Annotated in this window: 25 protein-coding genes, 1 tRNA gene and 1 riboswitch; of the genes, 21 read left to right on the top strand and 5 right to left on the bottom strand. The window is 73.6% G+C overall.

Annotated features, from left to right (window positions below):
- Nucleotides 1-574 precede the first annotated feature (574 nt).
- The 4 genes from shc to ACFYYJ_RS10485 are packed head-to-tail and all read left to right on the top strand — an operon-like array spanning nucleotide 575 to nucleotide 5,785.
- Nucleotides 575-2,677 (top strand): squalene--hopene cyclase, encoded by a 2,103-nt coding sequence (shc, locus tag ACFYYJ_RS10500; RefSeq protein ID WP_389131338.1) that lies wholly within the window; start codon nucleotides 575-577, stop codon nucleotides 2,675-2,677.
- Nucleotides 2,677-3,348, top strand: a complete 672-nt coding sequence (locus ACFYYJ_RS10495; RefSeq protein WP_385126947.1) for a 1-hydroxy-2-methyl-2-butenyl 4-diphosphate reductase — start codon at nucleotides 2,677-2,679, stop codon at nucleotides 3,346-3,348. Before shc ends, ACFYYJ_RS10495 begins: the two co-directional genes overlap by 1 nt.
- 5 nt (nucleotides 3,349-3,353) lie before the next feature.
- Nucleotides 3,354-4,385, top strand: coding sequence for an adenosyl-hopene transferase HpnH (gene hpnH, locus ACFYYJ_RS10490; RefSeq protein ID WP_385363542.1), 1,032 nt, complete (start codon nucleotides 3,354-3,356; stop codon nucleotides 4,383-4,385).
- Complete coding sequence (locus ACFYYJ_RS10485; protein ID WP_389130827.1) at nucleotides 4,382-5,785, top strand: aspartate aminotransferase family protein; 1,404 nt, start codon at nucleotides 4,382-4,384, stop codon at nucleotides 5,783-5,785. Before hpnH ends, ACFYYJ_RS10485 begins: the two co-directional genes overlap by 4 nt.
- A gap of 78 nt (nucleotides 5,786-5,863) precedes the next feature.
- On the opposite strand, the gene ACFYYJ_RS10480 is transcribed toward ACFYYJ_RS10485, so the two are convergent.
- On the bottom strand, nucleotides 5,864-6,655 hold the full coding sequence (locus tag ACFYYJ_RS10480; protein WP_389130824.1) for a tyrosine-protein phosphatase: 792 nt from the start codon (nucleotides 6,653-6,655) through the stop codon (nucleotides 5,864-5,866).
- A gap of 324 nt (nucleotides 6,656-6,979) precedes the next feature.
- Nucleotides 6,980-7,152, top strand: a riboswitch (cyclic di-AMP (ydaO/yuaA leader).
- Nucleotides 7,153-7,156: 4 nt separating this feature from the next.
- Between ACFYYJ_RS10480 and ACFYYJ_RS10475 the strand changes: the two genes are divergently transcribed.
- From ACFYYJ_RS10475 to ACFYYJ_RS10400, 16 genes are all read left to right on the top strand, one after another.
- Entirely contained in the window at nucleotides 7,157-8,149 is a 993-nt protein-coding gene (locus ACFYYJ_RS10475) for a peptidoglycan DD-metalloendopeptidase family protein (RefSeq protein WP_389130821.1), read from the top strand.
- Nucleotides 8,150-8,312: 163 nt separating this feature from the next.
- On the top strand, nucleotides 8,313-9,098 hold the full coding sequence (locus ACFYYJ_RS10470) for an SGNH/GDSL hydrolase family protein (RefSeq protein ID WP_389130818.1): 786 nt from the start codon (nucleotides 8,313-8,315) through the stop codon (nucleotides 9,096-9,098).
- 127 nt (nucleotides 9,099-9,225) lie between these two features.
- A complete protein-coding gene (locus ACFYYJ_RS10465) occupies nucleotides 9,226-10,419 on the top strand; it encodes an MBL fold metallo-hydrolase (RefSeq protein ID WP_389130815.1) in 1,194 nt (397 codons plus the stop codon).
- Nucleotides 10,420-10,467: 48 nt separating this feature from the next.
- Complete coding sequence (locus ACFYYJ_RS10460) at nucleotides 10,468-10,776, top strand: hypothetical protein (RefSeq protein WP_389130812.1); 309 nt, start codon at nucleotides 10,468-10,470, stop codon at nucleotides 10,774-10,776.
- 201 nt (nucleotides 10,777-10,977) lie between these two features.
- Nucleotides 10,978-12,726, top strand: a complete 1,749-nt coding sequence (locus ACFYYJ_RS10455; RefSeq protein ID WP_389130809.1) for an ATP-binding protein — start codon at nucleotides 10,978-10,980, stop codon at nucleotides 12,724-12,726.
- Nucleotides 12,727-12,785: 59 nt separating this feature from the next.
- The gene (locus ACFYYJ_RS10450) at nucleotides 12,786-13,220 is read left to right on the top strand and encodes a roadblock/LC7 domain-containing protein (RefSeq protein ID WP_385126986.1); all 435 of its coding nucleotides are present in this window, start codon (nucleotides 12,786-12,788) and stop codon (nucleotides 13,218-13,220) included.
- An 80-nt stretch (nucleotides 13,221-13,300) separates the two neighbouring features.
- Complete coding sequence (locus ACFYYJ_RS10445) at nucleotides 13,301-13,684, top strand: DUF742 domain-containing protein (RefSeq protein ID WP_385126929.1); 384 nt, start codon at nucleotides 13,301-13,303, stop codon at nucleotides 13,682-13,684.
- Entirely contained in the window at nucleotides 13,662-14,270 is a 609-nt protein-coding gene (locus tag ACFYYJ_RS10440) for an ATP/GTP-binding protein (RefSeq protein ID WP_389130806.1), read from the top strand. The genes ACFYYJ_RS10445 and ACFYYJ_RS10440 overlap by 23 nt, the downstream gene beginning before the upstream one ends.
- Nucleotides 14,267-14,812 carry a GAF domain-containing protein gene (locus tag ACFYYJ_RS10435; RefSeq protein ID WP_385126925.1) on the top strand — a complete coding sequence of 182 codons (546 nt, stop codon included), beginning with the start codon at nucleotides 14,267-14,269 and terminating at the stop codon, nucleotides 14,810-14,812. Before ACFYYJ_RS10440 ends, ACFYYJ_RS10435 begins: the two co-directional genes overlap by 4 nt.
- Before the next feature lie 84 nt (nucleotides 14,813-14,896).
- Nucleotides 14,897-15,262: an MmcQ/YjbR family DNA-binding protein gene (locus tag ACFYYJ_RS10430; RefSeq protein ID WP_385363530.1), complete on the top strand. Its 366-nt coding sequence runs from the start codon at nucleotides 14,897-14,899 to the stop codon at nucleotides 15,260-15,262.
- 94 nt (nucleotides 15,263-15,356) lie between these two features.
- Nucleotides 15,357-15,433, top strand: a tRNA-Pro gene (locus ACFYYJ_RS10425).
- Between the two features lie 335 nt (nucleotides 15,434-15,768).
- The gene (locus tag ACFYYJ_RS10420; protein WP_385363528.1) at nucleotides 15,769-16,041 is read left to right on the top strand and encodes a hypothetical protein; all 273 of its coding nucleotides are present in this window, start codon (nucleotides 15,769-15,771) and stop codon (nucleotides 16,039-16,041) included.
- A 58-nt stretch (nucleotides 16,042-16,099) separates the two neighbouring features.
- Nucleotides 16,100-16,375, top strand: coding sequence for a hypothetical protein (locus tag ACFYYJ_RS10415; RefSeq protein ID WP_384751910.1), 276 nt, complete (start codon nucleotides 16,100-16,102; stop codon nucleotides 16,373-16,375).
- A 141-nt stretch (nucleotides 16,376-16,516) separates the two neighbouring features.
- Nucleotides 16,517-16,723, top strand: coding sequence for a hypothetical protein (locus tag ACFYYJ_RS10410; RefSeq protein ID WP_389130800.1), 207 nt, complete (start codon nucleotides 16,517-16,519; stop codon nucleotides 16,721-16,723).
- A gap of 316 nt (nucleotides 16,724-17,039) precedes the next feature.
- Complete coding sequence (locus ACFYYJ_RS10405) at nucleotides 17,040-18,512, top strand: sialidase family protein (RefSeq protein ID WP_389130797.1); 1,473 nt, start codon at nucleotides 17,040-17,042, stop codon at nucleotides 18,510-18,512.
- A gap of 21 nt (nucleotides 18,513-18,533) precedes the next feature.
- Nucleotides 18,534-18,776 carry a hypothetical protein gene (locus ACFYYJ_RS10400; protein ID WP_389130794.1) on the top strand — a complete coding sequence of 81 codons (243 nt, stop codon included), beginning with the start codon at nucleotides 18,534-18,536 and terminating at the stop codon, nucleotides 18,774-18,776.
- A 25-nt stretch (nucleotides 18,777-18,801) separates the two neighbouring features.
- Here the strand turns inward: ACFYYJ_RS10400 and ACFYYJ_RS10395 are convergent, their stop codons facing one another.
- The 4 genes from ACFYYJ_RS10395 to ACFYYJ_RS10380 form a co-directional block, all read right to left on the bottom strand.
- Nucleotides 18,802-19,512 carry a M24 family metallopeptidase gene (locus ACFYYJ_RS10395; RefSeq protein ID WP_389130791.1) on the bottom strand — a complete coding sequence of 237 codons (711 nt, stop codon included), beginning with the start codon at nucleotides 19,510-19,512 and terminating at the stop codon, nucleotides 18,802-18,804.
- Between the two features lie 29 nt (nucleotides 19,513-19,541).
- Nucleotides 19,542-20,774, bottom strand: coding sequence for a methyltransferase domain-containing protein (locus ACFYYJ_RS10390; protein WP_389130787.1), 1,233 nt, complete (start codon nucleotides 20,772-20,774; stop codon nucleotides 19,542-19,544).
- Between the two features lie 118 nt (nucleotides 20,775-20,892).
- Complete coding sequence (locus ACFYYJ_RS10385) at nucleotides 20,893-21,966, bottom strand: NUDIX domain-containing protein (protein WP_389130784.1); 1,074 nt, start codon at nucleotides 21,964-21,966, stop codon at nucleotides 20,893-20,895.
- A gap of 71 nt (nucleotides 21,967-22,037) precedes the next feature.
- Nucleotides 22,038-22,661 (bottom strand): LysE/ArgO family amino acid transporter, encoded by a 624-nt coding sequence (locus ACFYYJ_RS10380; RefSeq protein ID WP_389130782.1) that lies wholly within the window; start codon nucleotides 22,659-22,661, stop codon nucleotides 22,038-22,040.
- A 69-nt stretch (nucleotides 22,662-22,730) separates the two neighbouring features.
- On the opposite strand from ACFYYJ_RS10380, the gene ACFYYJ_RS10375 reads away from it, so the two are divergent.
- Nucleotides 22,731-23,648: a LysR family transcriptional regulator ArgP gene (locus ACFYYJ_RS10375; protein ID WP_389130780.1), complete on the top strand. Its 918-nt coding sequence runs from the start codon at nucleotides 22,731-22,733 to the stop codon at nucleotides 23,646-23,648.
- Nucleotides 23,649-23,654 lie beyond the last annotated feature (6 nt).

The following is a 23,654-nucleotide window of genomic DNA, read 5'->3' as shown; positions in this document are numbered from 1 at the left end:
CGTTGGGGGCCCCCGCCGCGGCGTGGGGGGGGGGGCGCCCGGGCCCCCCCCCCCGGGGGGGGGCCCCGGCGGGGCGGGGGGGGGGGCGCCGGCCCCCCCCCCCCCGACGGCGGACCCCAGCACAGCAGAGGACCGACTGCACGAAGGGGAAGCCATGACAGCGACGACCGACGGCAGCGCGGACAGCGCCGGCGCCGGCAGCGAATACGAACCGGGCCCGGCCGCGCCCGCCGCAGGCGGTGATACGGGGCCGGGCGCCCCGGAACCCGCCCCCACGGGGCCCGGTTCCCCGCGCCCCGGCGCGCTCGCGGACGCCCTGACCGGCCCGAGGCCGGACCGGAGGCAGCAGTCCGACGCGCAGCCCCCGGACACGTCCGGGCCCCCGGCCCGGCCGGCCGGTGTGCCGACGGCGCACCCGCACGCGCCGTCCGCGAGCGCGGAGCCCCCGGTCCAGGCCGGGCCCACGGCTCGCCCGGCGGGCGGCGTCGGCGGAGCGGCTCAGCCGGCCGTCGGCCACGGCCCCGGCACGGATGCGGAGCCGTTCGGCTCGCGGGTGGGGCCGGAGCCCACGGAGGTGACCGGGCACCCGGCCCGTACGCCCGGCGGCGGCGTCGCCGGGCCGGGCGCGACGACGGCGGACGCGCTCGCACCGCACGCGGGCCCACCGGTCACGGACGTCACCGGGGCCGAGGCGGCGGAGCCGGCGCTCGCACCGGGAGCCGGGCGGAGCCCCGCGGGGGCCGGGCCCCGGGCCGCCGGGCCGGGCGAGCCGCAGGACGCGGGCACCGTCGCCGCGCAGGAGGCCGCCGCGCGGGCGACGCGGCACCTGCTGGAGCGGCAGGACCCCGCCGGTTGGTGGAAGGGCGACCTGGAGACCAACGTCACCATGGACGCCGAGGACCTCCTGCTGCGGCAGTTCCTCGGGATCCGCGACGAGGCCACCACGCACGCCGCCGCCCTCTTCATCCGGGGCGAGCAGAACGAGGACGGCACCTGGGCCACCTTCCACGGCGGGCCGCCCGAACTCTCCGCCACCATCGAGGCGTACGTCGCGCTGCGCCTTGCCGGGGACGCCCCCGACGCTCCCCACATGGTCCGGGCCTCCGCCTGGATCCGGGCCCGCGGCGGGATCGCCGCCGCCCGCGTCTTCACCCGGATCTGGCTCGCCCTCTTCGGCTGGTGGAGCTGGGACCACCTGCCCGAACTCCCGCCCGAGCTGGTGTTCCTGCCGTCCTGGGTGCCGCTGAACATCTACGACTTCGGCTGCTGGGCCCGCCAGACCATCGTCCCGCTCACCGTGGTCTCCGCGATGCGCCCGGTCCGCCCGGCCCCCTTCGCGCTGGACGAGCTGCACACCGACGCCCGCGCGCCCTACCCCGCCGAGCGGCTCGCCCCGGCCACGACCTGGGACGGCGCCTTCCAGCGGATGGACAAGGCCCTCCACGTCTACCGGCGCTTCGCCCCCCGCCGACTGCGCAAGGCGGCCATGGCCGCCGCCGGCCGGTGGATCGTCGAACGCCAGGAGAACGACGGCTGTTGGGGCGGCATCCAGCCCCCCGCCGTGTACTCGGTCATCGCCCTCCACCTGCTCGGCTACGACCTCGGCCACCCCGTGATGCGCGCCGGGCTGGAGTCCCTGGACCGCTTCGCGGTGTGGCGCGAGGACGGCGCCCGGATGATCGAGGCCTGCCAGTCCCCGGTCTGGGACACCTGCCTCGCCGCGATCGCGCTGGCCGACGCCGGCCTGCGCCCCGACCACCCGGCGCTGGTGAAGGCCGCCGACTGGATGCTCGACGAGGAGATCGTCCGCAGCGGCGACTGGTCGGTGCGCAGGCCCGGACTGGCCCCGGGAGGCTGGGCGTTCGAGTTCCACAACGACACCTATCCCGACATCGACGACACCGCCGAGGTCGTCCTCGCGCTGCGCCGGATCCACCACCCGGACCCGGCCCGCGTCGAGGCCGCCATCGCCCGGGGCGTCTCCTGGACCCTCGGCATGCAGTCCAGGAACGGCGCCTGGGCCGCCTTCGACGCCGACAACACCAGCGTCCTGCCCAACCGGCTGCCCTTCTGCGACTTCGGCGAGGTCGTCGACCCGCCCTCCGCCGACGTCACCGCGCACGTCGTGGAGATGCTCGCCTTCGAGGGCAAGGCGGGCCTCGCCCGCACCCGGCGCGGCATCGCCTGGCTGCTCGCCGAACAGGAGCCGGAGGGCTGCTGGTTCGGCCGCTGGGGCACGAACTACGTCTACGGGACGGGATCGGTGGTCCCGGCGCTGACCGCCGCCGGCATCGCCCCGTCGCACTCCGCGATCAGGCGGGCCGTGCGCTGGCTGGAATCCGTACAGAACGAGGACGGCGGGTGGGGCGAGGACCAGCGCTCCTACAAGGACCGCGCCTGGGCCGGCAAGGGCGACTCCACCGCCTCGCAGACCGCGTGGGCGCTGATGGCGCTGATGGCGGCCGGCGAGCGGGAGGGCAAGGCCGTGGAGCGCGGCGTCGCCCACCTCGTACGGACGCAGGGCGAGGACGGCTCCTGGGACGAGCCGCACTTCACCGGCACCGGCTTCCCCTGGGACTTCTCCATCAACTACCACCTGTACCGGCAGGTCTTCCCGCTCACCGCGCTCGGCCGCTACCTGCACGGAGAACCGTTCACCGCGGCCGGGGAGCCCTGATGTCCGCCGCCGGAGCGGACCGGGCCGAGAACCCGGACCCGCTGCTCGTCGCCTGCGCGCTGCGCATCGAGCAGACCGCCCTGCGCAGCGCGGGCCGGGGCGCCCCGCAGGCGTACGAACTCCTGCGCACCGGCATGGGCCCGCGCGCCGCAGAGCGGGCCGTCGGCCGGGCCTTGGAGAGACCGGGGATGGACCGGGCGGCCGTCCTCGCGACCGGGTTCTGTGCCGGACTGGTACCCGGCATGCACCCCGGCGACCTGGTCGTCGCCGAGGAGACCCGGGACCCGCAGGGCACCGTCACCTGCACCGGCAGCGCCCTGCTCGCCGAGGCACTGGCCCGGGCCGCCCCCGGCCGGACCGTGCACACCGGCGCACTGACCGGATCGGACCACGTCGTCCGCGGCCAGGAGCGCGCGCAGCTGCGCGCGACCGGCGCGATCGCGGTCGACATGGAGTCGGCGTCCACCCTGTGGACAGCGACCCGCGGCCACGGCCCTCCGTCGGAAGGGGGACGTCCCGTTGCGGCCGTCCGGGTGATCGTGGACGCTCCGGAACACGAGCTCGTCCGTATCGGCACGGTTCGCGGTGGAATATCGGCCTTCCGTGTTCTCCGTGCCGTGCTACCCGCGTTCTACGACTGGCACCGTTCTTTGCTGCTCCCCAGGAGGTGAGCCAGATGGCCATGCCGCTGCGACAGTCCGTCAGGGTCGGGACCTATCTTCTCGAACAGAAGCTCCGCAGGCGTGAGAAGTTCCCGCTGATCGTCGAACTCGAACCGCTCTACGCCTGCAACCTGGCCTGCGAGGGCTGCGGGAAGATCCAGCACCCCGCGGGAGTGCTCAAGCAGCGCATGCCGGTAGCCCAGGCGGTCGGCGCCGTGCTGGAGTCCGGGGCGCCCATGGTGTCCATCGCGGGCGGCGAGCCCTTGATGCACCCGCAGATCCACGAGATCGTCCGACAGTTGGTGGCGAAGCGGAAGTACGTCTTCCTCTGCACCAACGCGATGCTGCTGCGCAAGAAGATCGAGAAGTTCACGCCCTCGCCCTATTTCGCCTTCGCCGTGCACATCGACGGCCTGCGCGAGCGGCACGACGAGTCCGTGGCCAAGGAAGGCGTCTTCGACGAGGCGGTCGCGGCCATCAAGGAGGCGAAGAGGCGCGGATTCCGGGTGACCACGAACTCCACGTTCTTCAACACCGACACCCCGCAGACGATCATCGAGGTCCTGAACTACCTCAATGACGACCTCCAGGTCGACGAGATGATGATCTCGCCCGCCTACGCGTACGAAAAGGCGCCCGACCAGGAGCACTTCCTGGGCGTCGAACAGACCCGCGAACTCTTCAGGAAGGCCTTCGCGGGCGGCAACCGTCGGCGGTGGCGGCTCAACCACTCCCCGCTCTTCCTGGACTTCCTCGAAGGAAAGGCCGATTTCCCCTGCACGGCCTGGGCCATTCCGAATTACTCCCTCTTCGGCTGGCAGCGACCCTGCTATCTGATGAGCGACGGCTACGTTCCCACCTACCGGGAACTGATCGAGGACACCGACTGGAGCAAGTACGGCCGCGGCAAGGACCCGCGCTGCGCCAACTGCATGGCGCACTGCGGTTACGAGCCCACCGCCGTCCTCGCCACCATGGGTTCGCTCAAGGAATCCCTCCGCGCGGCCCGCGAGACGGTCGGCGGCAACCGGGACCGGTCGGCATGACGACGGAGGCGCGAGGGGGGAAGGGCTTCGACCTCGGCGCCCTGCTGGCGGCGCGCGGGGCGGAGCGGTACGAACTGCACGCGAGGCACCTCAACCACCAACTGCCCCGGATGCTGCACACCATCGGCTTCGACAAGGTCTACGAGCGGGCCGAGGGCGCCCACTTCTGGGACGCCGAGGGCAACGACTACCTGGACATGCTGGCGGGCTTCGGGGTGATGGGCCTGGGCCGCCACCACCCCGTCGTGCGGCAGGCCCTGCACGACGTCCTGGACGCCCAGCTCGCCGACCTGACCCGCTTCGACTGCCAGCCGCTGCCCGGGCTGCTGGCCGAGAAGCTGCTCTCGTACAGCCCCCACCTGGACCGGGTCTTCTTCGGCAACAGCGGCACCGAGGCCGTGGAGACCGCCCTGAAGTTCGCCCGGTACGCCACCGGGCGGCCGAGGATCCTCTACTGCGACCACGCCTTCCACGGGCTGACCACGGGCTCGCTGTCGGTCAACGGGGAGAGCGGCTTCCGGGACGGCTTCGCCCCGCTGCTCCCCGACACGAGGATCGCGCTGGGGGACCTGGCCGCCCTGGAGCGCGAGCTCCGCAAGGGCGACGTGGCCGCCCTCGTCGTCGAACCGATCCAGGGCAAGGGGGTCCTCGCGGCCCCGCCCGGCTTCCTGCCCGCCGCGCAGGAACTGCTGCACCGGCACAAGGCGCTGCTGATCGCGGACGAGGTGCAGACCGGGCTGGGGCGCACCGGCGACTTCTACGCCTACCAGCACGAGCCGGGCGTGGAACCGGACCTGGTCTGCGTGGCCAAGGCGCTGTCGGGCGGCTACGTGCCGGTCGGCGCGACCCTGGGCAAGGACTGGATCTTCAAGAAGGTCTACTCCTCCATGGACCGGGTGCTCGTGCACTCCGCGAGCTTCGGCTCGAACGCGCAGGCGATGGCCGCCGGGCTGGCGGTGCTCTCGGTCATGGAGGACGAGGAGGTCGTGGCCAACGCCCGGGCGATGGGCGACCTGCTGCGCGGGCGGCTGGCCGCGCTCGTGGACGAGTACGAACTGCTCCACGAGGTCCGCGGGCGCGGGCTGATGATCGGCATCGAGTTCGGCCGGCCGTCCTCGCTCGGGCTGCGCAGCCGCTGGACGATGCTCCAGGCGGCCCGCAAGGGGCTCTTCGCGCAGATGGTCGTGGTGCCGCTGCTCCAGAAGCACCGGATCCTCACGCAGGTCTCCGGGGACCACCTGGAGGTGATCAAGCTCATCCCGCCGCTGATCGTGGACGAGCACGACGTCGACCGGTTCGTCGGGGCCTTCCGCGCGGTCATGGACGAGGCGCACGGCGGGTCGGGACTCATGTGGGACTTCGGCAGGACCCTGGTCAAGCAGGCGGTCGGCAACCGCTGACCGCGGGACGTGGGGCCGACGGGGAGGGTGACCGACGGGGAGGGGAGCGCGCGGGCGCGCTCCCCTCCGGCCCGCACGTCAGTCGAGCAGCCGCTCGCGCAGCCGGCTCCGGGTCTCGGGCGTGAGTCCGAGCCCCTGCTCCAGGTAGCGGTCCACGCCGCCCCAGGTCTCCTCGATGGTGTCGAAGGCGCCGAGCAGGTACTCGGCGCGGGCGTCGAAGAGCGGGGCGAGCAGCTCCGTCACCTCGGGGGAGCGGGCCTCGGCGGAGTCGTCGCTCCGGCGGACCCGGTAGCGGCGGTGCGGGGCGTTCGACTCCAGGTAGTCCGCGACGATCGCCTCGCGCTCGACGCCCAGGGCGAGCAGGGTGACGGCGATCGACAGACCGGCCCGGTCCTTGCCGGCGGCGCAGTGCATGAGCGCCGGGACGCTGTCCTCGGCGAGGGCGTGCAGGACCCGGCCGTGCTCGGCCGTGCGGCTCTTGATCATCGATCGGTACGAGTTCGCCATCCGGGCCGCCCCCTTCCCGTCGCCCAGGATCCCGCGGAGCTGTTCGAGGTCGCCGTCGCGGACCATCTTCCAGAACTCCCGGCCGTCGGCCGGATCCGAGAGGGGGATGTTCACGTTCCGCACGCCGGGCAGTTCCACGTCCGGGCCCTCCAGCGCGTGGTCGGCGCCGTTGCGGAAGTCGAAGACGGTGTGGAGGCCGAGTGAACCGAGGAACTCTGTATCGGTTTCAGTGGCATGCGCCAGATGTCCGCTTCGGAACAGTCGTCCCGTCCTGACCCTTCGTCCATCAGAAGTCGGCAATCCGCCCACATCGCGGAAATTGCGCACTCCGGACAGTTCCGGCTCCTGTATCTGCTGGGTCAAGGGAACTCCTCCGCTTCGTGATGCTGCTCGTGGGTGCTCTGTCCGAATTACACTACTTGGCGACAACTTGCCATAAGCGGAGGCGAGATCGGGCGCGTCCCCGTGAGCCAGATCATACGGTGACCGTGAGTGCCTGATCGCGAAAGTCGAATGCCTTCGCAGGACCGGTTGTTGACGGACCGGAATGGACGGAGGGTGACCGGCATTCCCCCGGTTTCCCGTCCCTGTGATTCCGTCAGGAAATTCACGGCTTGTTCGGTGCGGCCTTTTGGGATTACGTTCGCGACCGATCCGGGTGGATCGCCGAATCCTGCCGCCGCCCGGAAACCGCACCCGACCATTCACGCGCGGCAGGAGCGGGGGAACCAGGTAAGCCGCTGTCCCGGAACTCGACCCCGGGACGGCTAGGGGTGAAGCCGAACATGTTCCGTTCATGTGCGGCCGGACATCTCCAGTCCGAACCCGACAGCTCACCTCGCAGGCGCCGGAGAGGAATTCGCCATGCCTGCAAAGGGTAAGCACCGCCGCCCCAAGTCCCTTTCGATATCGCGCGGCTTCGCCGTCGCCGGCACCGGTGGCGCGGCCCTCGCGCTGCCGCTGATGGGTGCTGCCGGTGCCCACGCTGCCGGCGCCCCGGCCACCGCGACGACGGCCACGACCACCGTGGCCCCCGCGGCTGCCCCGCAGGTCCCCGCCGCGCTCAGGGCGGAGTCCGCCGCGCCGACCGTCTACACGGTCGTTCCCGGCGACTGCCTCTCCAAGATCGCCGCCGAGAGCCGGCTGTCCGGAGGCTGGCAGCAGCTCTACGCAGACAACCGCGAGGCGGTCGGCGGCGACCCCGATCTGATCCACCCCGGCCTGAAGCTGAACCTCGGCGGTGCGGGCGAGGCGGCGGCTCCGGCGGCTCCGGCGGAATCCGCCCCCGAGGAATCCGCCCCGGAGGAATCCGCTCCGGAGACCGCGCCCCGGACCGCGCACAAGGCCGCCCCCAAGGCCGCCGAGCAGAGCGCTCCGGAGGCGGCCGAGCAGGCCGCTCCGGCGCAGCGCGAGTCCGCGGCCGAGGCCCCCGCGGCCAAGACGTCGGCCTCCGGGTTCGTCGCCCCGCTCGCCAGTACCGGCATCTCCACCCAGTACAAGGTCGCGGGCAGCATGTGGTCCTCCGGCTACCACACCGGTGTCGACTTCGTCGCGAGCTCCGGCACCACGGTCCGCGCGGTCGGCGCGGGCACCGTCGTCTCCGCCGGCTGGGGCGGCGCGTACGGCAACGAGGTCGTCATCCGACACGCGGACGGCAACTACTCGCAGTACGGCCACCTCTCCTCGCTGTCCGTCTCGGTCGGCCAGAGCGTCACCGCCGGCCAGACCATCGGCCTGTCCGGTTCCACCGGCAATTCGACCGGCCCGCACCTGCACTTCGAGATCCGCACGGGCCCGTCCTACGGTTCCGACATCGACCCGCTGGCCTACCTCCGGGCGAAGGGCGTCAGCGTCTGACGGCAGCCGCCGTCGGAGCACGGACACGCGTGAGGCCGGGACCCGAGGGGGGTCCCGGCCTCACGTGTACGTGTTCCTTATCTCCCGGGTGGTAAAGATCACGGCCCGTCAACCCCTCATTACGTTGGCGTAGGTTGGTTACGAGAGTGAAGGATGTCGTCTCGTGGCAGCGACGACGACGAAAATCAAGACCATCGGCTCGTACGCGGCGATCGGGGACAGCTTCACCGAGGGCGTGGGGGACCCGGGACCCGGGGACACTTATCTCGGCTGGGCGGACCGGCTCGCCGTGCTCTTGGCCGACCAGCATCCGGAGGGCGAATTCCGGTACGCGAACCTGGCCGTGCGCGGCAAACTGCTCGACCAGATCGTGGCCGACCAGGTCCCGCGGGCCAAGGCGCTCGCGCCGGACCTCGTGACCTTCTGCGCGGGCGGCAACGACATCATCCGCCCCGGCACCGACCCCGACGACGTGGCGGAGCGCTTCGAGGCGGCCGTCGCCGACCTCACCGGAGCCGTCGGCCGGGTCGTGATCACCACCGGCTTCGACACCCGGGGCGTACCGGTACTCAAGCACCTCCGGGGCAAGGTGGCGACGTACAGCGTCCACGTCCGCGCCATCGCCGACCGGTACGACTGCCCGGTGCTCGACCTCTGGTCCCTGAGGTCCGTACAGGACCGCAGAGCGTGGGACACCGACCGGCTGCACCTGTCGCCCGAGGGGCACACCCGGGTCGCGCTGCGCGCCGCGCAGGTGCTCGGACTGGACGTGCCGGCCGACCCCGACCAGCCCTGGCCGCCGGAGCGCCCGCGCGGCTCGGTCGACGTGACCCGGGACAACATCCACTGGGCGCGCGAGCACCTGGTGCCCTGGATCGGCCGCCGGCTGCGCGGCGAGTCCTCCGGGGACCACGTCGAGGCGAAGCGGCCCGACCTGCTGCCGCTGTAGGAGAGCAGGGGGAACGACACGCAGGGGGAATGCGGAATCCTTCGGGGCCGGTGTGCGTTGGGATGCTCGTAGACCGACGGACGTCCCGACCGCGCCGTCATCCGACCGCACCGCCCCTGGAGGCGCCTTGACCGGCTCTCGTCCCCTGCGTCCCCGGCTGCGCGCCCTGCGGCCCGAAGCCTTCGGCGCGGACCCCTCGGGGGCCCGGCTGGAGCGGATCCGCCGCTCGCCGAACTTCGCCGACGGCGTCTTCCAGAACCCGGTCGGCGCCCGGAACAGGCCCTCCGGGTCGATGGCGGAATTCGCGAAGATCTACTTCCACCGTGAGCAGCGGATCCGGCGGGCGCCCGCCGCCCCGATCCCGGTCTACCCGACCACCCTCGCCGAACTGGCGAAACCGCCGGTCAGCGGGTTGCGCCTGACCTGGATGGGCCATTCCAGCGTGCTCGCCGAGATCGACGGCCGCCGGGTCCTCTTCGACCCCGTGTGGGGCCAGAGGTGCTCCCCCTTCCCCTTCGCCGGTCCCAAGCGGCTGCACCCCGTACCGGTCCCGCCGGCCTCGCTGGGCACCGTCGACGTCGTGGTCATCTCGCACGACCACTACGACCACCTGGACCTGCCGACGATCAAGGCGCTGGCCGGTACGGACACGGTCTTCGCCGTCCCGCTGGGCGTCGGCGCCCACCTGGAGCACTGGGGCGTCCCGGCCGACCGGCTGCGCGAGCTGGACTGGAACGAGAGCACCAAGATCGCGGGCCTCACGCTCACCGCGACCCCCGCCCGGCACTTCTGCGGCCGCGGCCTGCGCAACCAGCAGCACACCCTGTGGGCCTCCTGGGTCGTCGCGGGCGACGAGCACCGGATCTACCACAGCGGCGACACCGGCTACTTCCCCGGCTTCCGGGAGATCGGCGCCGAGCACGGCCCCTTCGACGCCACGATGATCCAGATCGGCGCGTACTCCGAGTACTGGCCCGACATCCACATGACGCCCGAGGAAGGCGTGCGCGCCCACCTCGACCTCCAGGGCGGCGCCCCGCACGGCGTGTTCCTGCCGATCCACTGGGGCACCTTCAACCTGGCCCTGCACCCGTGGGCCGAGCCGGGCGAGTGGACGGTCGACGCCGCGGAGGAGGCCGGCCAGCCGGTGGCACTCCCGCGCCCGGGCGAGCCTTTCGAGCCTGCGGGAACGCTGCCCTCGGATCCCTGGTGGCGCCCGATCGCCCGCCCGATCAGCCGTACGTGGCGCCGCCCGGAGCAGGTGGAACCGGAGGCGAGCGAGCCCAGGGCGGGTGATCTCGACCTGGCGGGAGAGCGCTGACGCCGGATGCGGATCTGATGCGGGCAGCTCGTTCACGGCCGGCCGCAGATGATCGACTCGACTCCGGCGTCCCACGTACTCGCTGATCACGAGCGCCCGGGGCTACGGCACCCGGGCGCTCGGCGTGCGTCGGCGGGTGGCCGCCGCGGCCAGGGCCTCTCGACGAGGCCGGCGTCGGACCCGGTTCCGACAGCGTTCTCCCTCGACAACTCCTGGGACGCGCCGGGCCGGCCCATCGCCCTCGCCATCGCCCTGCTCTTCGGGTTCTCCGGCACCCTCTTCTCACGGCTGGCCCTGACCGCCACCGGTCAGCTCGTCTCCGGTCCCGGGGCTCCGGCCACCGGGCAGCAGCCGTAGGCCGCCCCGGGGCGCGGTCCCGGAGCGCGCGCCGCATATTCGGGCTGTCGTACGAGCGCTCCACCGGGAGCGGGAAGCACCCCCGTGAAGTTCCCCAACTGGCGCTCAGGGGCGGGATGGTGCGGTCTAGCGTGGGTATCCGGTGATCAACACCGGGCCCCGGGAACGCCGGTGGCCGGGCCCCACGTACCGAGGACGCAGATGTCCGGACTCCGCGCAGCCCGCCACGCCCCGTCGAGACACGCCGCCACCGGTCCCGGCCGGCAGATAAGGCCCCAGCTGTTCCGCACCGCCCTGCTGCCCACCCTCGCCGCCGCGCTGAGCGGGGCCGCCGCGGTGATTTTCACGCTGCAGCTCGGCGGGGGAGCGGGGGAGCGGGACGCCCGGCTGTGGCCGGTGCTCACCGGCTGCGCCCTGCTGGTGCTCGGCGCCCTCGCCGCGGCGCTGCTCGGGGCCCAACGCGCCGCCAAGGCGGTCCGGGACCGGTGCGAGGCGCTGCGCCGCTCCAGCGTGCGCGGCCGCCAGGAACTGCGCACCACGGCCGAGCGGCTGGAGCGGGGCGAGAGCGCGCCCCGTCCGCTGCGGGGTGGCGGTGGCGGTGGCGGCCCGACCGGGCCGCGCCCCGGTGCGGACCCCGCGGGCATCGACGAGTTCTGGCTGCTCTCGCAGGAGCTTCGCGGCGCCCGGGAGCACGCGTACACGACCCTCGTACGACTGGCCGGCCCGGTGGCGCCCTCCGACAGCGACCGCAAGGTCGAGGTCTTCGTCAACCTCGCGCGTCGCCTCCAGTCCCTCGTGCACCGGGAGATCTCGCTGCTCGACGACCTGGAGGACACGGTCGAGGATCCTGACCTCCTCAAGGAGCTCTTCCACGTCGACCACCTCGCCACCCGCATCCGCCGGCACGCCGAGAACCTGGCGGTGCTCGGGGGCGCCGCGTCCCGCCGCCAGTGGACACGGCCCATCGACCTGAGCGAGGTGCTGCGCTCCTCCGTCGCGGAGGTCGAGCAGTACACCCGGGTCAAGGTGGTGCCCCCGGCGGGCGGCAGCGTACGCGGCCACGCGGTCGCGGACGTGGTGCACCTGCTGGCCGAACTGGTCGAGAACGCCACGGTGTTCTCCGCCCCCGACACCGATGTGGTGGTGCGGGCGGAGCGGGTCACCGCCGGGATCGCGATCGAGGTGGAGGACCGCGGGCTGGGCATGCCGGCGGAGGAGCAGCACCGGATGAACGCGCTGCTCGACGACCCCGACCAGGTCAGCGTCCGGCACCTGCTCGCCGACGGGCGGATCGGCCTGTACGTGGTCTCGGCGCTGGCCCGCCGGCACGGCATCGCGGTCGAGCTGAAGTCGAACATCTACGGCGGCGTACTCGCGGTGCTGGTGCTCCCGAAGGAACTCCTGGGCGCCCCCGACGCGGCCCCGATCCCCCACCTGGAACCGGCCCGGGTCCCCACCCCGCCCCGGCCGTCCGTCCCCGACCCGCGCACCGTCCCCGACCCGCGCACCGCCCCCGCCGACCACGTCGCGGCCGGCCGCGTGCCGGCTGCCGCACCCACCCTCGCCGACCACGTCCCGGCTGCCGCGCAGGTCCCGGACACCCACCAGGTCCCCGCCGCCGAGCCGGCCCCCACCCCGCTCCTCCGTGTCGACGCCGGGCAGGCCCCGGCCCCCGACCCGGGGGGCGGGCCCGTGGTGCCCTCGCCCCGTACGGAGGTCCCGCCGTTGCCCGTGCGGCGGACCGCCGAGGCGGGGGAGCCCGCCGCGGGCGGGATCGGGCGGCCCGAGCTGCCCCGGCGGCGGGCCCAGGAGCACCTCGCACCGCAGCTCCGCGAAGCCCCCGCGCCCCGGCCGGCGGCCGACGACGCCGAGCGGCCCGTCCACGACCCCGGCCTGATGGCCGCCTTCCAGCGCGGCTTCGGCCTCGCGCAGTCGGAGAACCAGGCATGACCCCGATCACCCCGAGCACCCCGATCCCCACCCCTCGCAACGGCAAGGAGCACACCCCCATGGGCGGCGAAGTGGCGACCAAGACCGGCAGCCGGCTCTCGGACCTCGACTGGCTGCTCAGCGGCCTGGTGCAGCGCGTGCCCTACACGCGCAGTGCCGTACTGCTCACCGCCGACGGGCTCGTGACCTGCGTACACGGCCTGGACGCGGACAGCGCCGACCACCTGGCCGCCCTCGCCTCCGGGCTGTACTCGCTCGGCCGCAGCGCCGGCGCCCGCTTCGGCGAGGGCGCGGAGGTGCGGCAGGTCGTGGTCGAGCTCGACACCGCACTCGTCTTCGTCTCGGCGGCCGGCTCCGGCACCTGCCTGGCCGTGCTCGCCGACCGTGAGGCCGACGCCGGCGTACTCGGCTACGAGATGGCGATGCTCGTCAAGAGCGTACGACCGTACCTGGCGGCCCCGCCGCGTCGGCCCGTCGCCGACCCGGAGCGATGAGGGCCGGCGCGAGGGGGGCGTACGGAAACGGAACGTCGTACCGGGACACACCCTGGCTCGACGACTCGGCGGGCCGGGTGATGCGCCCGTACACCGCCAGCGGCGGCCGCACCCGGCCGGGCGTCGCGCTCGACCTGCTCTCCATGGTCACGGCGACCGGGGTGCGGCCCCGCGTCCCGCTCGGGGCCGAGCACATCCTCGCCCTGCGGACCTGCGCCGGCGCGGGGGCCGCCACGGTCACGGTCGCCGAGGTGGCCGGGCAGCTGCGGCTGCCCGCGGCAGTGGTGAAGGTGCTGCTGGCCGACCTGATGGAACACGGGGCCGTCGTGGCGCAGGCCCCCCGCTTCCCCGGCACCGGCACCGCGACCCGCGCCGGGACCGGCGGCGACCCCTTCGGCGCGTTCGCCGCAGCCGACCAGGACCTGCTCAGGGCGGTGCTCGATGGCCTACGCGCACGACTGTGACGCCGACGCGGCGGCCCGGTCGGCCGTCCCGGCGACCCTGAAGGTCCTGGTCGCGGGCGGCTTTGGCGCGGGCAAGACCACCTTCGTCGGCGCGGTGAGCGAGATCGAGCCGCTGAGCACCGAGGAGCTGCTCAGCGACCTCGGCGCGGCCGACGACCCGCTGGACGGCGTCGAGGCCAAGGCCACGACCACCGTCGCGCTCGACTTCGGCCGGATCACCCTGGACGGTCGCCACGTCCTGTACCTGTTCGGCATGCCCGGCCAGCACCGCTTCTGGTTCCTGTGGGAGGAGCTGTGCGCGGGCGCGCTCGGGGCGGTGGTGCTCGCCGACACCCGCCGGCTCGCCGACTGCTTCCCCGCCGTGGACTTCTTCGAGCGGCGCGGGATCGCCTTCGTCGTCGCCGTCAACGAGTTCGACGAGGCCCACCGCTACGCGCCCGACGAGGTTCGCGCGGCGGTGGGCCTCGGGCCGGAGGTGCCCGTCGTACGGTGCGACGCGCGCCTGACCGGTTCCGGGACGGGCGCGCTCGCCGCCCTCGTCCGCCATCTGCTGTGCCTGTCCAACGAGTCGGGGGGACTGCCATGACGTACTACGAATCGACCGGACACCTGCTGCTGACGCCCGTGGACCGGGAGGCCCCGGCACGCGCCGTCCGGCTGCGCGAGCTGGGGCTCGGGGAGCGCACGGATCCCGAACTGGACGCCTTCGCCCGCCGCGTGGCCGACGCGCTCGAAGCGCCGTACTCGGGCGTCAACTTCGTCGGCGAGGAGCGGCAGTTCTTCGCCGGTCTGCACCACGCGGCGGACGCCCCGGCGAGCGGTTACCCGGACCGGGTCCTGCCCCGCGACCACGGGTACTGCCCGCACGTGGTCGTCCGCAGGCGGGCACTGGTGCTGGAGGACGTGCGCGACTTCGCGCGCTTCGCCGGCAACGCGGTCGTGGACGGGAGCGGGGTGCGCTCCTACGTGGGCGCGCCGTTGACGGACCGGCGCGGGATCGTCCTGGGCACGGTGTGCGCGGTGGACGTGGTCCCGCGGCGATGGGGCACGGAGGGCCTGGTCACGGCGAAGGAGCTGGCGGCCGAGCTGGTGGGGCTGCTGCACGAGAGGGAGGACCGGGGCGCGTGAGCCCCGTACGGGACGCGACTGTCAGTGGTGGGTCCTACGGTCGGGGGACGAGGGTTCGCCGGTGGCTGGAGAGGAGCCGCGAAGATGGCCACAACCGCGCGGGACGTCCGCATGATCGCGCTGTCGCTCCCGGACAGCACCGAAAAGCTCGCCTGGGGCATGCCGACCTTCCGGGTCGGCGGGAAGATCTTCGTGTCGCTGGCCGACGACGACACCTCGATCGGGGTGAAGTGCCCGAAGGAGGACCGGGCCGAGCTGATCGCCGCGGAGCCGGAGAAGTTCTTCGTGCGCGAGGGCCACGACGACAACTACGCCTGGCTCCGGGTCCGCCTCTCGGCGGTGCAGGACGTGGAGGAGCTGCGCGCCATCCTGACCGACTCGTGGCTCCAGGCGGCCCCGAAACGGCTGGCCGCCGCCCACCCGGAACTGGCCGCCGAAGACACCGTCTGACCGGACGGACGGAAAGGTGCGCGCGACGACCCTGGGAAGTGCGGTATTGTTCTCCTGCGCCTGCAACCGGGGGAAACCCCAGGTCAGCGGGTATCGGGACGTGGCGCAGCTTGGTAGCGCACTTGACTGGGGGTCAAGGGGTCGCAGGTTCAAATCCTGTCGTCCCGACCATGCGGAAACGCAGGTCGGAGGCCGTTCTCTCATCCGTGGGAGGGCGGCCTTTCGTGCGTCCCGGATTCCCTGCCCGTCGCCGTGGGGGCACACGCCCGAGCCGGGCACGGCGCCCCCGGTGCCCAGGACGGGCGGGGGAGAGGGTGCGACGCTGGAGTGAGGGCCCGCGAGTGGAGGTCCGAGTGCGTCCCATTCGGTCCGGTCAAAGGGCAAGGACAAGGGCGAAAGCAGGGGCAGGGGCATCACTCGTCGGGCGTCGCCAGGAGGCGTTACCGCGTGGATCCGGTCCACCGGGGACAGGACCGCGCGACCGACCCGGAAGGCAGGTGCGTCCCATGCGCACGTCGAACCGTATCGCCGGTGTCCTCACCGGCCTGACCCTCGCCCTCGGCGGTGTGGCCTTCCTCGCGCCGGCCGCCCACGCGGACGTCACGGCCTGCATCAACCAGGTCGAGCGCGAGCTGCGGGGCGGTGAGGCCCCGGACTACGTCCGCACGGCGTGCTACGTCGGCCTGACCGGCGACAACGCACAGTGCGTGTCCGGCCTGACCGGTGGCGGTGTGACCAACGGGACGGCCGTGAGCGCCTGCCGGGTGGCCCCCGACTAGCAGGCGGGGCGAATTCCGTTCCCTGACCGAGCGAACATCTGGAGAGCAGGTGTCTGCCATGCGCAGTCCGATCCGTACAGCCGGCGTCCTCAGCGCGCTGGCCCTCACCCTCGGCGGTGCGGTGATCGCCGCCCCCACGGTCCGGGCGGACATTCCCGCCTGTACGCAGATGGCCATGCAGGCCGGTGCCACCGACTCCGGCTCCGTCTCGGCCGCCTGCAGCCGTGGCGTGGTCGGAGACCTGGACAGCTGTGTGAGCGGGCTGTCCGCGGCCGGAGTGGCGGGCGGCGCCGCCACCGGCGCCTGCCGGATGGCGGCCTACGAGCCGCGCTAGGCCCCTGGGGGGACCGCGCGGCCCCCGGGCCCGCCTCGCGGGCCCCGCGCGAAGCGCCCATCCTGAGAAGGAGGGCGCGGTCGTCCTGAGACTTGTCCTTCCCGAGGGCCGAACGAAGGCGCCCGAGAGGAGGAGGAAGTCATGCGCGTCCGAAGAATCCTGGGCCTCGCCCTGGCCGCGGCAACCCTGGCCGGCATGAGCGCCGTCGGCGCCGTCAGCGCCCAGGCCGCCTCGTCTCCGAACATCAGCAGGGACGACTGCACGGCCGCCGGCGGACAGATCACGGCACGCCCCTACGCCGGCTACTCGTGCGTGCTGCCCGACGGGACCTTGCAGCCGATCACTTGACCACCGTTCGGGCACGGCCGGGCAGCCGGTCCGGCCGGAGCCCCCGTCCCGTCGCCGCCGTGATTTCCCGCTGAGTCCGCGACAAGCGCCACGACCGCGCAACCGCACGACCGCACGACCACACGACCGAGGAGCCGGCCGTCACGACGCACCGTGACGGCCGGCTCCGTCGTGCTGCCCGACGCCCCCGGGGGGACTCCGTCGTTCGGCCCATCAAGGGCACCGGGCACCACGCCGAAGAGGATCAGGCGGAGTCGCCCCACCCCCCGTTCCGGTACTCCTCCGCGCCCCAGGCCGCCCCGGAGGAGATTCCCGCATGCGCGTCGTCCTGCCCCTGACCGCCGTCACCGGTGCAGCGCTCCTGCTCGTCGCGTTCACCGGTGCGACCCCGGCCGCGGCCGACCGGAACCCCGACGGCGGAGCGCTGGTCAGGGTGTCCGAGGGCGACCCGTACGCGAACTGCACCATCGGCGCCAGATCCCCCGACAGCGTCGTCTATCCGGGTACCGAGGTCGAGCCGTACCTGGCCGTGGATCCGCGCGACCCCCAGCGCGTGGTCACCGTGTTCCAGCAGGACCGCTGGAACGACGGCGCCGCCCGCGGCCTGGCCGCCTCCTGGAGCGAGGACGGTCGCACCTTCCACCGGAGCACGCTCCCGTTCAGCCTGTGCGCCTCCGGCGGCGCGGACTTCGAACGGGCCTCCGACCCCTGGGTGAGCACCGGACCGGACGGCACCGTCTACGCGAGCGGGGAGGGCGTCGACTTCACGAAGAGCACGCGCAGCGCCCTCCTGGCCGTCACCTCCCGCGACGGCGGCCGTACCTGGCGGAACCTCACCACCACGCACGTCGACGAGCAGCCGTTCTTCAACGACAAGCCCTCCCTCACCGCCGACCCGATCCGCGAGGGCACCGCCTACCAGGTCTGGGACCGCCTCGACAACGACCCGCCCGGCCCGAGCTCCCTCGACGGTCCGGGCTACATCTCGATCACCCGGGACGGCGGCCGCACCTGGAGCAAGGCCAGGCCGTTCGTCGAGACCGGCTCCGTGCCCAACACCCAGACCATCGGCCACCTGATCGTCGTCGACCGTCGCACCGGCACCCTGTACGACTTCTACGACCGGATCACCGCCTCCCCGGACCTCGGCACCGTCGTCGAGGCCCGGTACGAGATGGTCACCTCGACCGATGCCGGAGAGACCTGGAGCGCCCCGGTCGTCGTGGCCCGGGACACCTCCGTACCGGAGGTCGATCCGAACGACCCCGCCAAACCGCTGCGCTCCGCGGCCACCCTGCCCAGCCCCGCCGTCGACCCGAAGACGGGCGCGCTGTACATGGCCTACGAGGGCTCGGACTTCTCCGGCGGCGCCTTCGACTCCGTCCAGCTCGTGCGCTCCACCGACGGCGGACGCACCTGGGGGAACCCCGAGCTGATCAGCCCGGAGGGGGTGCCGGCCTTCTCGCCGTCGATCGCGGTCGACGAGCGCGGCACGGTCGCGCTCACCTACAACGACCTGCGCCACCTCGAACCGGGCGACACCACCACGCTGCCCACCGCCTGGCAGCTGACCACCCTGCCGCACGGAGACCTGGAGCACCGGACCGAACGACGGATCTCACGGGTCTTCGACTGGCTGGAGGCGCCGTTCGCGGGGGGCTACTTCCTCGGCGACTACCAGGGCCTGGTGGCCGACGGCAAGGGAGTGCGGGCGGTGGTCACCGAGACCCACTCCGACGCGCCCCGGAACCGTACGGACGTGTACACGGGCCGTTTCCGCACCGGATGACCGGTCTCCCGCCGTGTTCGGGTGAATCTCGGCCCGGTCGGCGGCGCGGGGGCGGACCGACGGGCGTGCCGTGATCCCGGCCACGGAATACAAGGCGCACCCCTCCCCCACGGAGAGGAGACCGCCGTCCCCAATGACGGCTACCTGTTCGACGCCTGGGCGGTCGACGGCATCGAGCAGGAGGGCAACGACCCGAGCTGCCGGCTCACCATGGACGCCAACCGCGCCATCAACGCCATCTTCGCGCGGATCGAGCAGCCGTAGGCACAGGCTCGACACCACCCGCGGGTCAGATCAGGGCGAGGAGCTGCTTGAACGAGCCGCCGAACCCGCGGTGTTCGTCGACCAGGTGGACCTCCAGGAGCCAGTGCGCCTGCCACCCTCCCTGGACGGTGCGGCGCAGCGGCCGGCCGTTGTCCGGGCCGATGTACGCCTCGGCCCGCGCGCCGCGCGGATGTGGGGCGGGCACCTCTCCCACGAGGTGCCCGGCCTGCCAACCGCCCAACGACCAGCCCGCCTTGGCGGCGAGTGCCCGGAGCACCTCGTGCAGCTCCCGGCCGCTGATGCCGGCGTCCGCCTGGTACGCCTCGCGCGCGGCGGCGAAGACCTTCGGCAGGTCCTCGTGGAGCCGCAGCCTGTCCGGGTCGTCGCCCAGGACCAGGGTGCGGGCGAAGTCGGTGCCGTGGCCGCCCAGGAGGAGCGGGCCGAGGCGGGCTATGACGATGTCGTCCACGTCGATGACCCGGTCCGCGCGGGGCTCCTGCCCGCACGGGAGCAGCGTGTGCCGGCCGGAGAGCACGAGACGCCCCGGCCACGGAGCCCCCGCCACGGACGACTCCCTGTGCAGGGCCCCGATCCGGTCGGTCACCTCGTACTCGCTGCGCCCGGGAGCGATCAGACCGCGGGCCGTGACCCCGGCGAACAGCGCCTCGGCCGTCCGCTGGGCCTCCACCAGCCCGAGGGCGCGCAGCCGTTCGTCCATCCGGTCGGGTGCCGGCATCGTGCCGTTCCTCTCCCTCGTGTGTCGTTCTACCGGGTCGCGCGCGGGCTCCGCAGTGTGGCGAGGGCGATGAAGGAGTGCGGGTCGTCCTCGTACTCGGTCAGCCGCCAGCCCGCGGAGCGCAGGGCCGGTCGGAGGTTGGGCTCAGCCAGGAGGTCGTCCGGGCTCGGCGCCAAGCCGTGCCGCGCGGCCCGTTCGGCGCGGCTGGAGGGGTGGAACAGGAGCAGCTCCCCGTCGGGCGCGCTGACGCGGGCCCATTCCCGCAGGGCCGCGCGGGGTGCCGGGAGGTGGTCGAGGAGCCCGGCGGAGAAGATCCCGTGGATCGAAGCCGTCGGCAGGGGCAGCCGTGTGCAGTCTGCGGTGAGGAGACCTCCGTGGCGGGTCCGGCCGTGGCGGGCGGCCGCGACCAGCATCGCGTGCGTGACGTCGACGCCGAGGACGCTCCCCGTCGGGCCGACCAGGGCCCGCAGCGCCGGCATGGCCCGTCCGGTGCCGCAGCCGAGGTCGAGGGCGCGCCGTCCCGGCCCGAGCCGCATCCGGGCGACGGCCGCCTCGTACGCGGGGGTCTGGTAGGCGAAGCGCTCCTCCCAGGCATCGGCCCGCCGGGTGAAGAAGGTGCGGGTGGCGGTGCGTTCGGCGCGAGCCGCGACCAGTGCCGCGAAACGCCCCAGTACGTGCTCCTGCCAGGCGTCGGCGCGGAACCGGATCCCCCACGCGCTGCCGCCGACCCGGAACGCCCGCACCGGATCGCGGTCGCACGAAGCCAGGACCACCGCACCGTCCGGCAGTCGCAGGGAGGCCAGGGGGGTGCGCGGAACCCGCTGCCGCCCGGCGGCCCCCGCGAACAGCGGGTCGGAGTCGGCGGCCGGGGTCACGCCGACATCGTCCCAGCCGGAGCCCTCCTCCGGGCCGGGCGCGGCGGAGCCGCCGGCGGCCACCGCCAGCAGCTCCGCGCCCTCGCGGACACCGAGTACGGGCACCTCGGCGACGAGCGCCGCCCGCAGCAGCCCGACCTCGGCACCCCGCACACCCACGTCCGGGCCGGAGAGGCCGGAGAGGCCGGAAGGTCCGGAGGGGCCGGAAGAGCCGCCCTCCGGGGCGCCGCCGATGACGACCAGCCCGTCGACGCCGCTGAGATCACCGGGGACGCAGCCCCCGTCCGAGGCCGTCACGGCCCGCGTGACCAGCCCTTCCGCGGCGAACGCGGCTTCGGCCCCGGAGAGGTCCTCTCCTCGTGCGTGCCGCAGGATGAAGACCGCCATCGCCGCCCCCTTGGGATTCGAGCCATCAGGCTCGCTTGAGCCGCGTCTGCGTAAGAATGCATCCAATCTTGCCGCATATGCCAGGCCTGGTCAGTGCTTGAGACGGCAGACGCGGCGTTCAGTCCGCCGGACGGCCCGCGTGGAGTTCCAGGGGGCCCGTGCGTGTGGTGCGGGCCGTGAGGGAGGCATCGATCTGGCGGCGCAGGGCACCCTTGACGAGGTCGCGGAGTTCCGTGCGGGGGACGGTGCGCCACGCGAGGAGTTCGGCGGGGTCCAGTCGGATCCGCGCGAGGGTCCGGGCGTCGAGGACGCCGCCGTCGTAGAGGAAGCGGATGCGGGCCGGGCGGCCCGCCTTGTGGGACCAGTTCACGGCGAGCAGGCGGCCCGGCGGGAGGTCGAGGCCGAGTTCTTCCTGGACCTCCCGGCGGGCGGCGGCGCGCGGGGTTTCGCCCAGGTCGCTGTCGATGCCGCCGCCGGGGAGCTGCCAGCGGCGGGTGCTGCCGTAGGAGGGGCGGACGAGCAGGATCCGGTCCTCGGCGTCCGTGAAGAGCACGCTCGCGGCCGTCAGGGCCTTGGGGCGGTTGGCCCGGTGGCTGGCGGCGTCCAGGACACCCGAGTGGCCCAGCGCGGCCCGGCGGGCCGGGTCCAGGCCGGCCGGGGAGCCGGGCTGGGGCACGCCGTCCACGAGGTGGGCGAACGAGCCGGCGTGCAGGGCTGCCAGGCCGGCGCGCAGCCGGGGCGCGATCCGGGCCGGGAGGGCCTCGCAGGCCTCCTCGGGCGGCAGCCAGCGGGCCTCGGTGATCTCCCCGTCGGGGAAGGAGAACCCGGAGGCCTGCTCGGCCGTCAGCGGTCCCACGAGGTGCACGTGGACGATGAGGGAGCGGCCGAGCGTCCCCGGGGGCCGGGAGTCCACGGCCAGCAGCCGCCCGACGGGCGCGTGGAGATCCAGCTCCTCCCCCAGCTCACGGGCCAGACCCTGTTCCGGGGTCTCGGTGTCCTCGACCGTGCCGCCGGGGAGTTCGAGATCGGGCTTGTAGGAGGTGGTCAGTACGAGGACCCGTCCGCGGCTGTCGAGGACGATCCCGGTGGCGGCCACGAGCGGGGCCGGCTGGGCGGCGTAGTACGCGCGCACCTCGTCGGGGGAGGGGCGGTCGGGCACGGCGGGCTCCAGCTCCACGGGGGCGGTCTCCACGGGGTCGGTCCACCGCACTATGCCACGAGGGGTGCCGGGGCCCGGCGGACCCCGGCCGGGCCGCGCGGAACTCAGGCGCGGGCCAGGAGCAGACCGCCCATGGTGACCATCGTCGCGGCCACCAGGCCGTCCAGGACCCGCCAGGCCGAGGGGCGGGAGAGCAGGCCGCTCAGCAGCCGGGCCCCGTACCCCAGGGTGGAGAACCAGGTCAGGCTGGCCAAGCCCGCGCCGATGCCGAAGGCCCAGCGCAGGTCGCCGCGGTCGGCGGCGAGGGAGCCGAGCAGCAGGACGGTGTCCAGGTAGACGTGCGGGTTGAGCCAGGTCATGGCCAGGCAGGTCAGCACGGCGGCTCGGCGACCGGTACGGGTGCCGCCCTCCGTGGTGAGCGCGGCGCCCGGGACGGGGCGCAGGACACGGCGGGCCGCGAGGATCCCGTAGCAGATCAGGAAGCCGCCGCCGGCGATCCCGACGGCCGTGAGGGCGGCCGGCCAGGTGGTGACGAAGGCACCGACCCCGGCGACTCCGAGGGCGATGAGCGCCGCGTCGGAGACGGCGCAGATGGCGACCACGGCGAGGACCGCGTGCCGGCGCGCGCCCTGGCGGAGGACGAAGGCGTTCTGCGCGCCGATGGCGACGATGAGGGAGAGACCGGTGCCGAAGCCGGCGAGGGCCGCCGTGATGATGCCGTGTGTCATGCCCTCGACCGTAGGCAGTCGGATCGGTTCAGTACAGCTAAAGATTTTTACGTATCATTAGCGTTCGTGATGGACGAGCTTCCCCTGGACCAGGTACGGACCCTGCTCGCCGTGGTGGACGAGGGCACCTTCGACGCCGCGGCGGCGGCCCTGCACGTGACGCCCTCGGCGGTCAGCCAGCGGGTCAAGGCCCTGGAGCAGCGGACCGGGCGGGTCCTGCTGATGCGCACGAAACCGGTGCGGGCGACCGCGTCCGGGGAGGTCGTGGTCCGCTTCGCCCGCCGGCTGGCCCGCCTGGAGCGGGACGCGCGGGCCGAGCTGGGCATGGCCGACGGGACGGGCCCGGCGCGGCTGCCGATCGCGGTGAACGCGGACTCGCTGGCGACCTGGTTCCTGCCGGCGCTGGCGCGGCTGCCGCAGGACCCGCCGATCTGCGTCGAGCTGCACCGCGAGGACGAGGCGCACACGACGGAACTGCTGCGGGAGGGGCAGGTGATGGCGTCCGTGACCTCCTCGCCCGACCCGGTGGCCGGGTGCGCGTCCCGATTGCTGGGACTGGCTCGGTACCTGCCGGTGGCGAGCCCGGATTTCGTGGCCCGGCACCTGACGGGGGCGCCGGAGCGGGACCTGGCGGTGGCGCCGACCATCGTGTTCGACCGCAAGGACGAGCTCCAGGACGTGTTCGTGCGCGAGCTGACCGGCGACCCGGAGGCCGCCGCGGGGACGGTGCGGCACTACATCCCGACCTCGGAGGGGTTCCGCGACGCGGTGGTAGCCGGGCTCGGCTGGGGATTGGTGACGGAGCAGCAGTCGGGGCCGCTGGTGCGGGCGGGGCGGCTGGTGCTGCTGGCGCCCGGCCGGCCGATGGACGTACCGCTGTACTGGCAGCAGTGGAAGCTGGACTCCCCGGCGCTGTCGGCGGTGGCCGGGGTGGTCGCGGCCGCTGCCCGCGAGGCCCTGCGTCGTCCGCCTGCCGGCGGGTCGTAGGCTGCG

Origin of the sequence: Streptomyces sp. NPDC002467, from assembly GCF_042889825.1 — a bacterium.
GTDB lineage: Bacteria > Actinomycetota > Actinomycetes > Streptomycetales > Streptomycetaceae > Streptomyces.
This window is presented reverse-complemented; position numbering and strand designations above follow the sequence as displayed.

Coding starts and splice junctions, on each gene's coding strand:
- ACFYYJ_RS10415 (WP_384751910.1), top strand. CDS start 16,100: ATGCGCAGTCCGATCCGTACAGCCGGCGTCCTCAGCGCGCTGGCCCTC.
- ACFYYJ_RS10435 (WP_385126925.1), top strand. CDS start 14,267: ATGACGTACTACGAATCGACCGGACACCTGCTGCTGACGCCCGTGGAC.
- ACFYYJ_RS10375 (WP_389130780.1), top strand. CDS start 22,731: ATGGACGAGCTTCCCCTGGACCAGGTACGGACCCTGCTCGCCGTGGTG.
- ACFYYJ_RS10475 (WP_389130821.1), top strand. CDS start 7,157: ATGCCTGCAAAGGGTAAGCACCGCCGCCCCAAGTCCCTTTCGATATCG.
- ACFYYJ_RS10395 (WP_389130791.1), bottom strand. CDS start 19,512: ATGCCGGCACCCGACCGGATGGACGAACGGCTGCGCGCCCTCGGGCTG.
- ACFYYJ_RS10390 (WP_389130787.1), bottom strand. CDS start 20,774: ATGGCGGTCTTCATCCTGCGGCACGCACGAGGAGAGGACCTCTCCGGG.
- ACFYYJ_RS10445 (WP_385126929.1), top strand. CDS start 13,301: ATGCGCCCGTACACCGCCAGCGGCGGCCGCACCCGGCCGGGCGTCGCG.
- ACFYYJ_RS10380 (WP_389130782.1), bottom strand. CDS start 22,661: ATGACACACGGCATCATCACGGCGGCCCTCGCCGGCTTCGGCACCGGT.
- ACFYYJ_RS10430 (WP_385363530.1), top strand. CDS start 14,897: ATGGCCACAACCGCGCGGGACGTCCGCATGATCGCGCTGTCGCTCCCG.
- ACFYYJ_RS10485 (WP_389130827.1), top strand. CDS start 4,382: ATGACGACGGAGGCGCGAGGGGGGAAGGGCTTCGACCTCGGCGCCCTG.
- ACFYYJ_RS10420 (WP_385363528.1), top strand. CDS start 15,769: ATGCGCACGTCGAACCGTATCGCCGGTGTCCTCACCGGCCTGACCCTC.
- ACFYYJ_RS10450 (WP_385126986.1), top strand. CDS start 12,786: ATGGGCGGCGAAGTGGCGACCAAGACCGGCAGCCGGCTCTCGGACCTC.
- ACFYYJ_RS10405 (WP_389130797.1), top strand. CDS start 17,040: ATGCGCGTCGTCCTGCCCCTGACCGCCGTCACCGGTGCAGCGCTCCTG.
- ACFYYJ_RS10455 (WP_389130809.1), top strand. CDS start 10,978: ATGTCCGGACTCCGCGCAGCCCGCCACGCCCCGTCGAGACACGCCGCC.
- ACFYYJ_RS10495 (WP_385126947.1), top strand. CDS start 2,677: ATGTCCGCCGCCGGAGCGGACCGGGCCGAGAACCCGGACCCGCTGCTC.
- ACFYYJ_RS10460 (WP_389130812.1), top strand. CDS start 10,468: ATGATCGACTCGACTCCGGCGTCCCACGTACTCGCTGATCACGAGCGC.
- ACFYYJ_RS10410 (WP_389130800.1), top strand. CDS start 16,517: ATGCGCGTCCGAAGAATCCTGGGCCTCGCCCTGGCCGCGGCAACCCTG.
- ACFYYJ_RS10440 (WP_389130806.1), top strand. CDS start 13,662: ATGGCCTACGCGCACGACTGTGACGCCGACGCGGCGGCCCGGTCGGCC.
- hpnH (WP_385363542.1), top strand. CDS start 3,354: ATGGCCATGCCGCTGCGACAGTCCGTCAGGGTCGGGACCTATCTTCTC.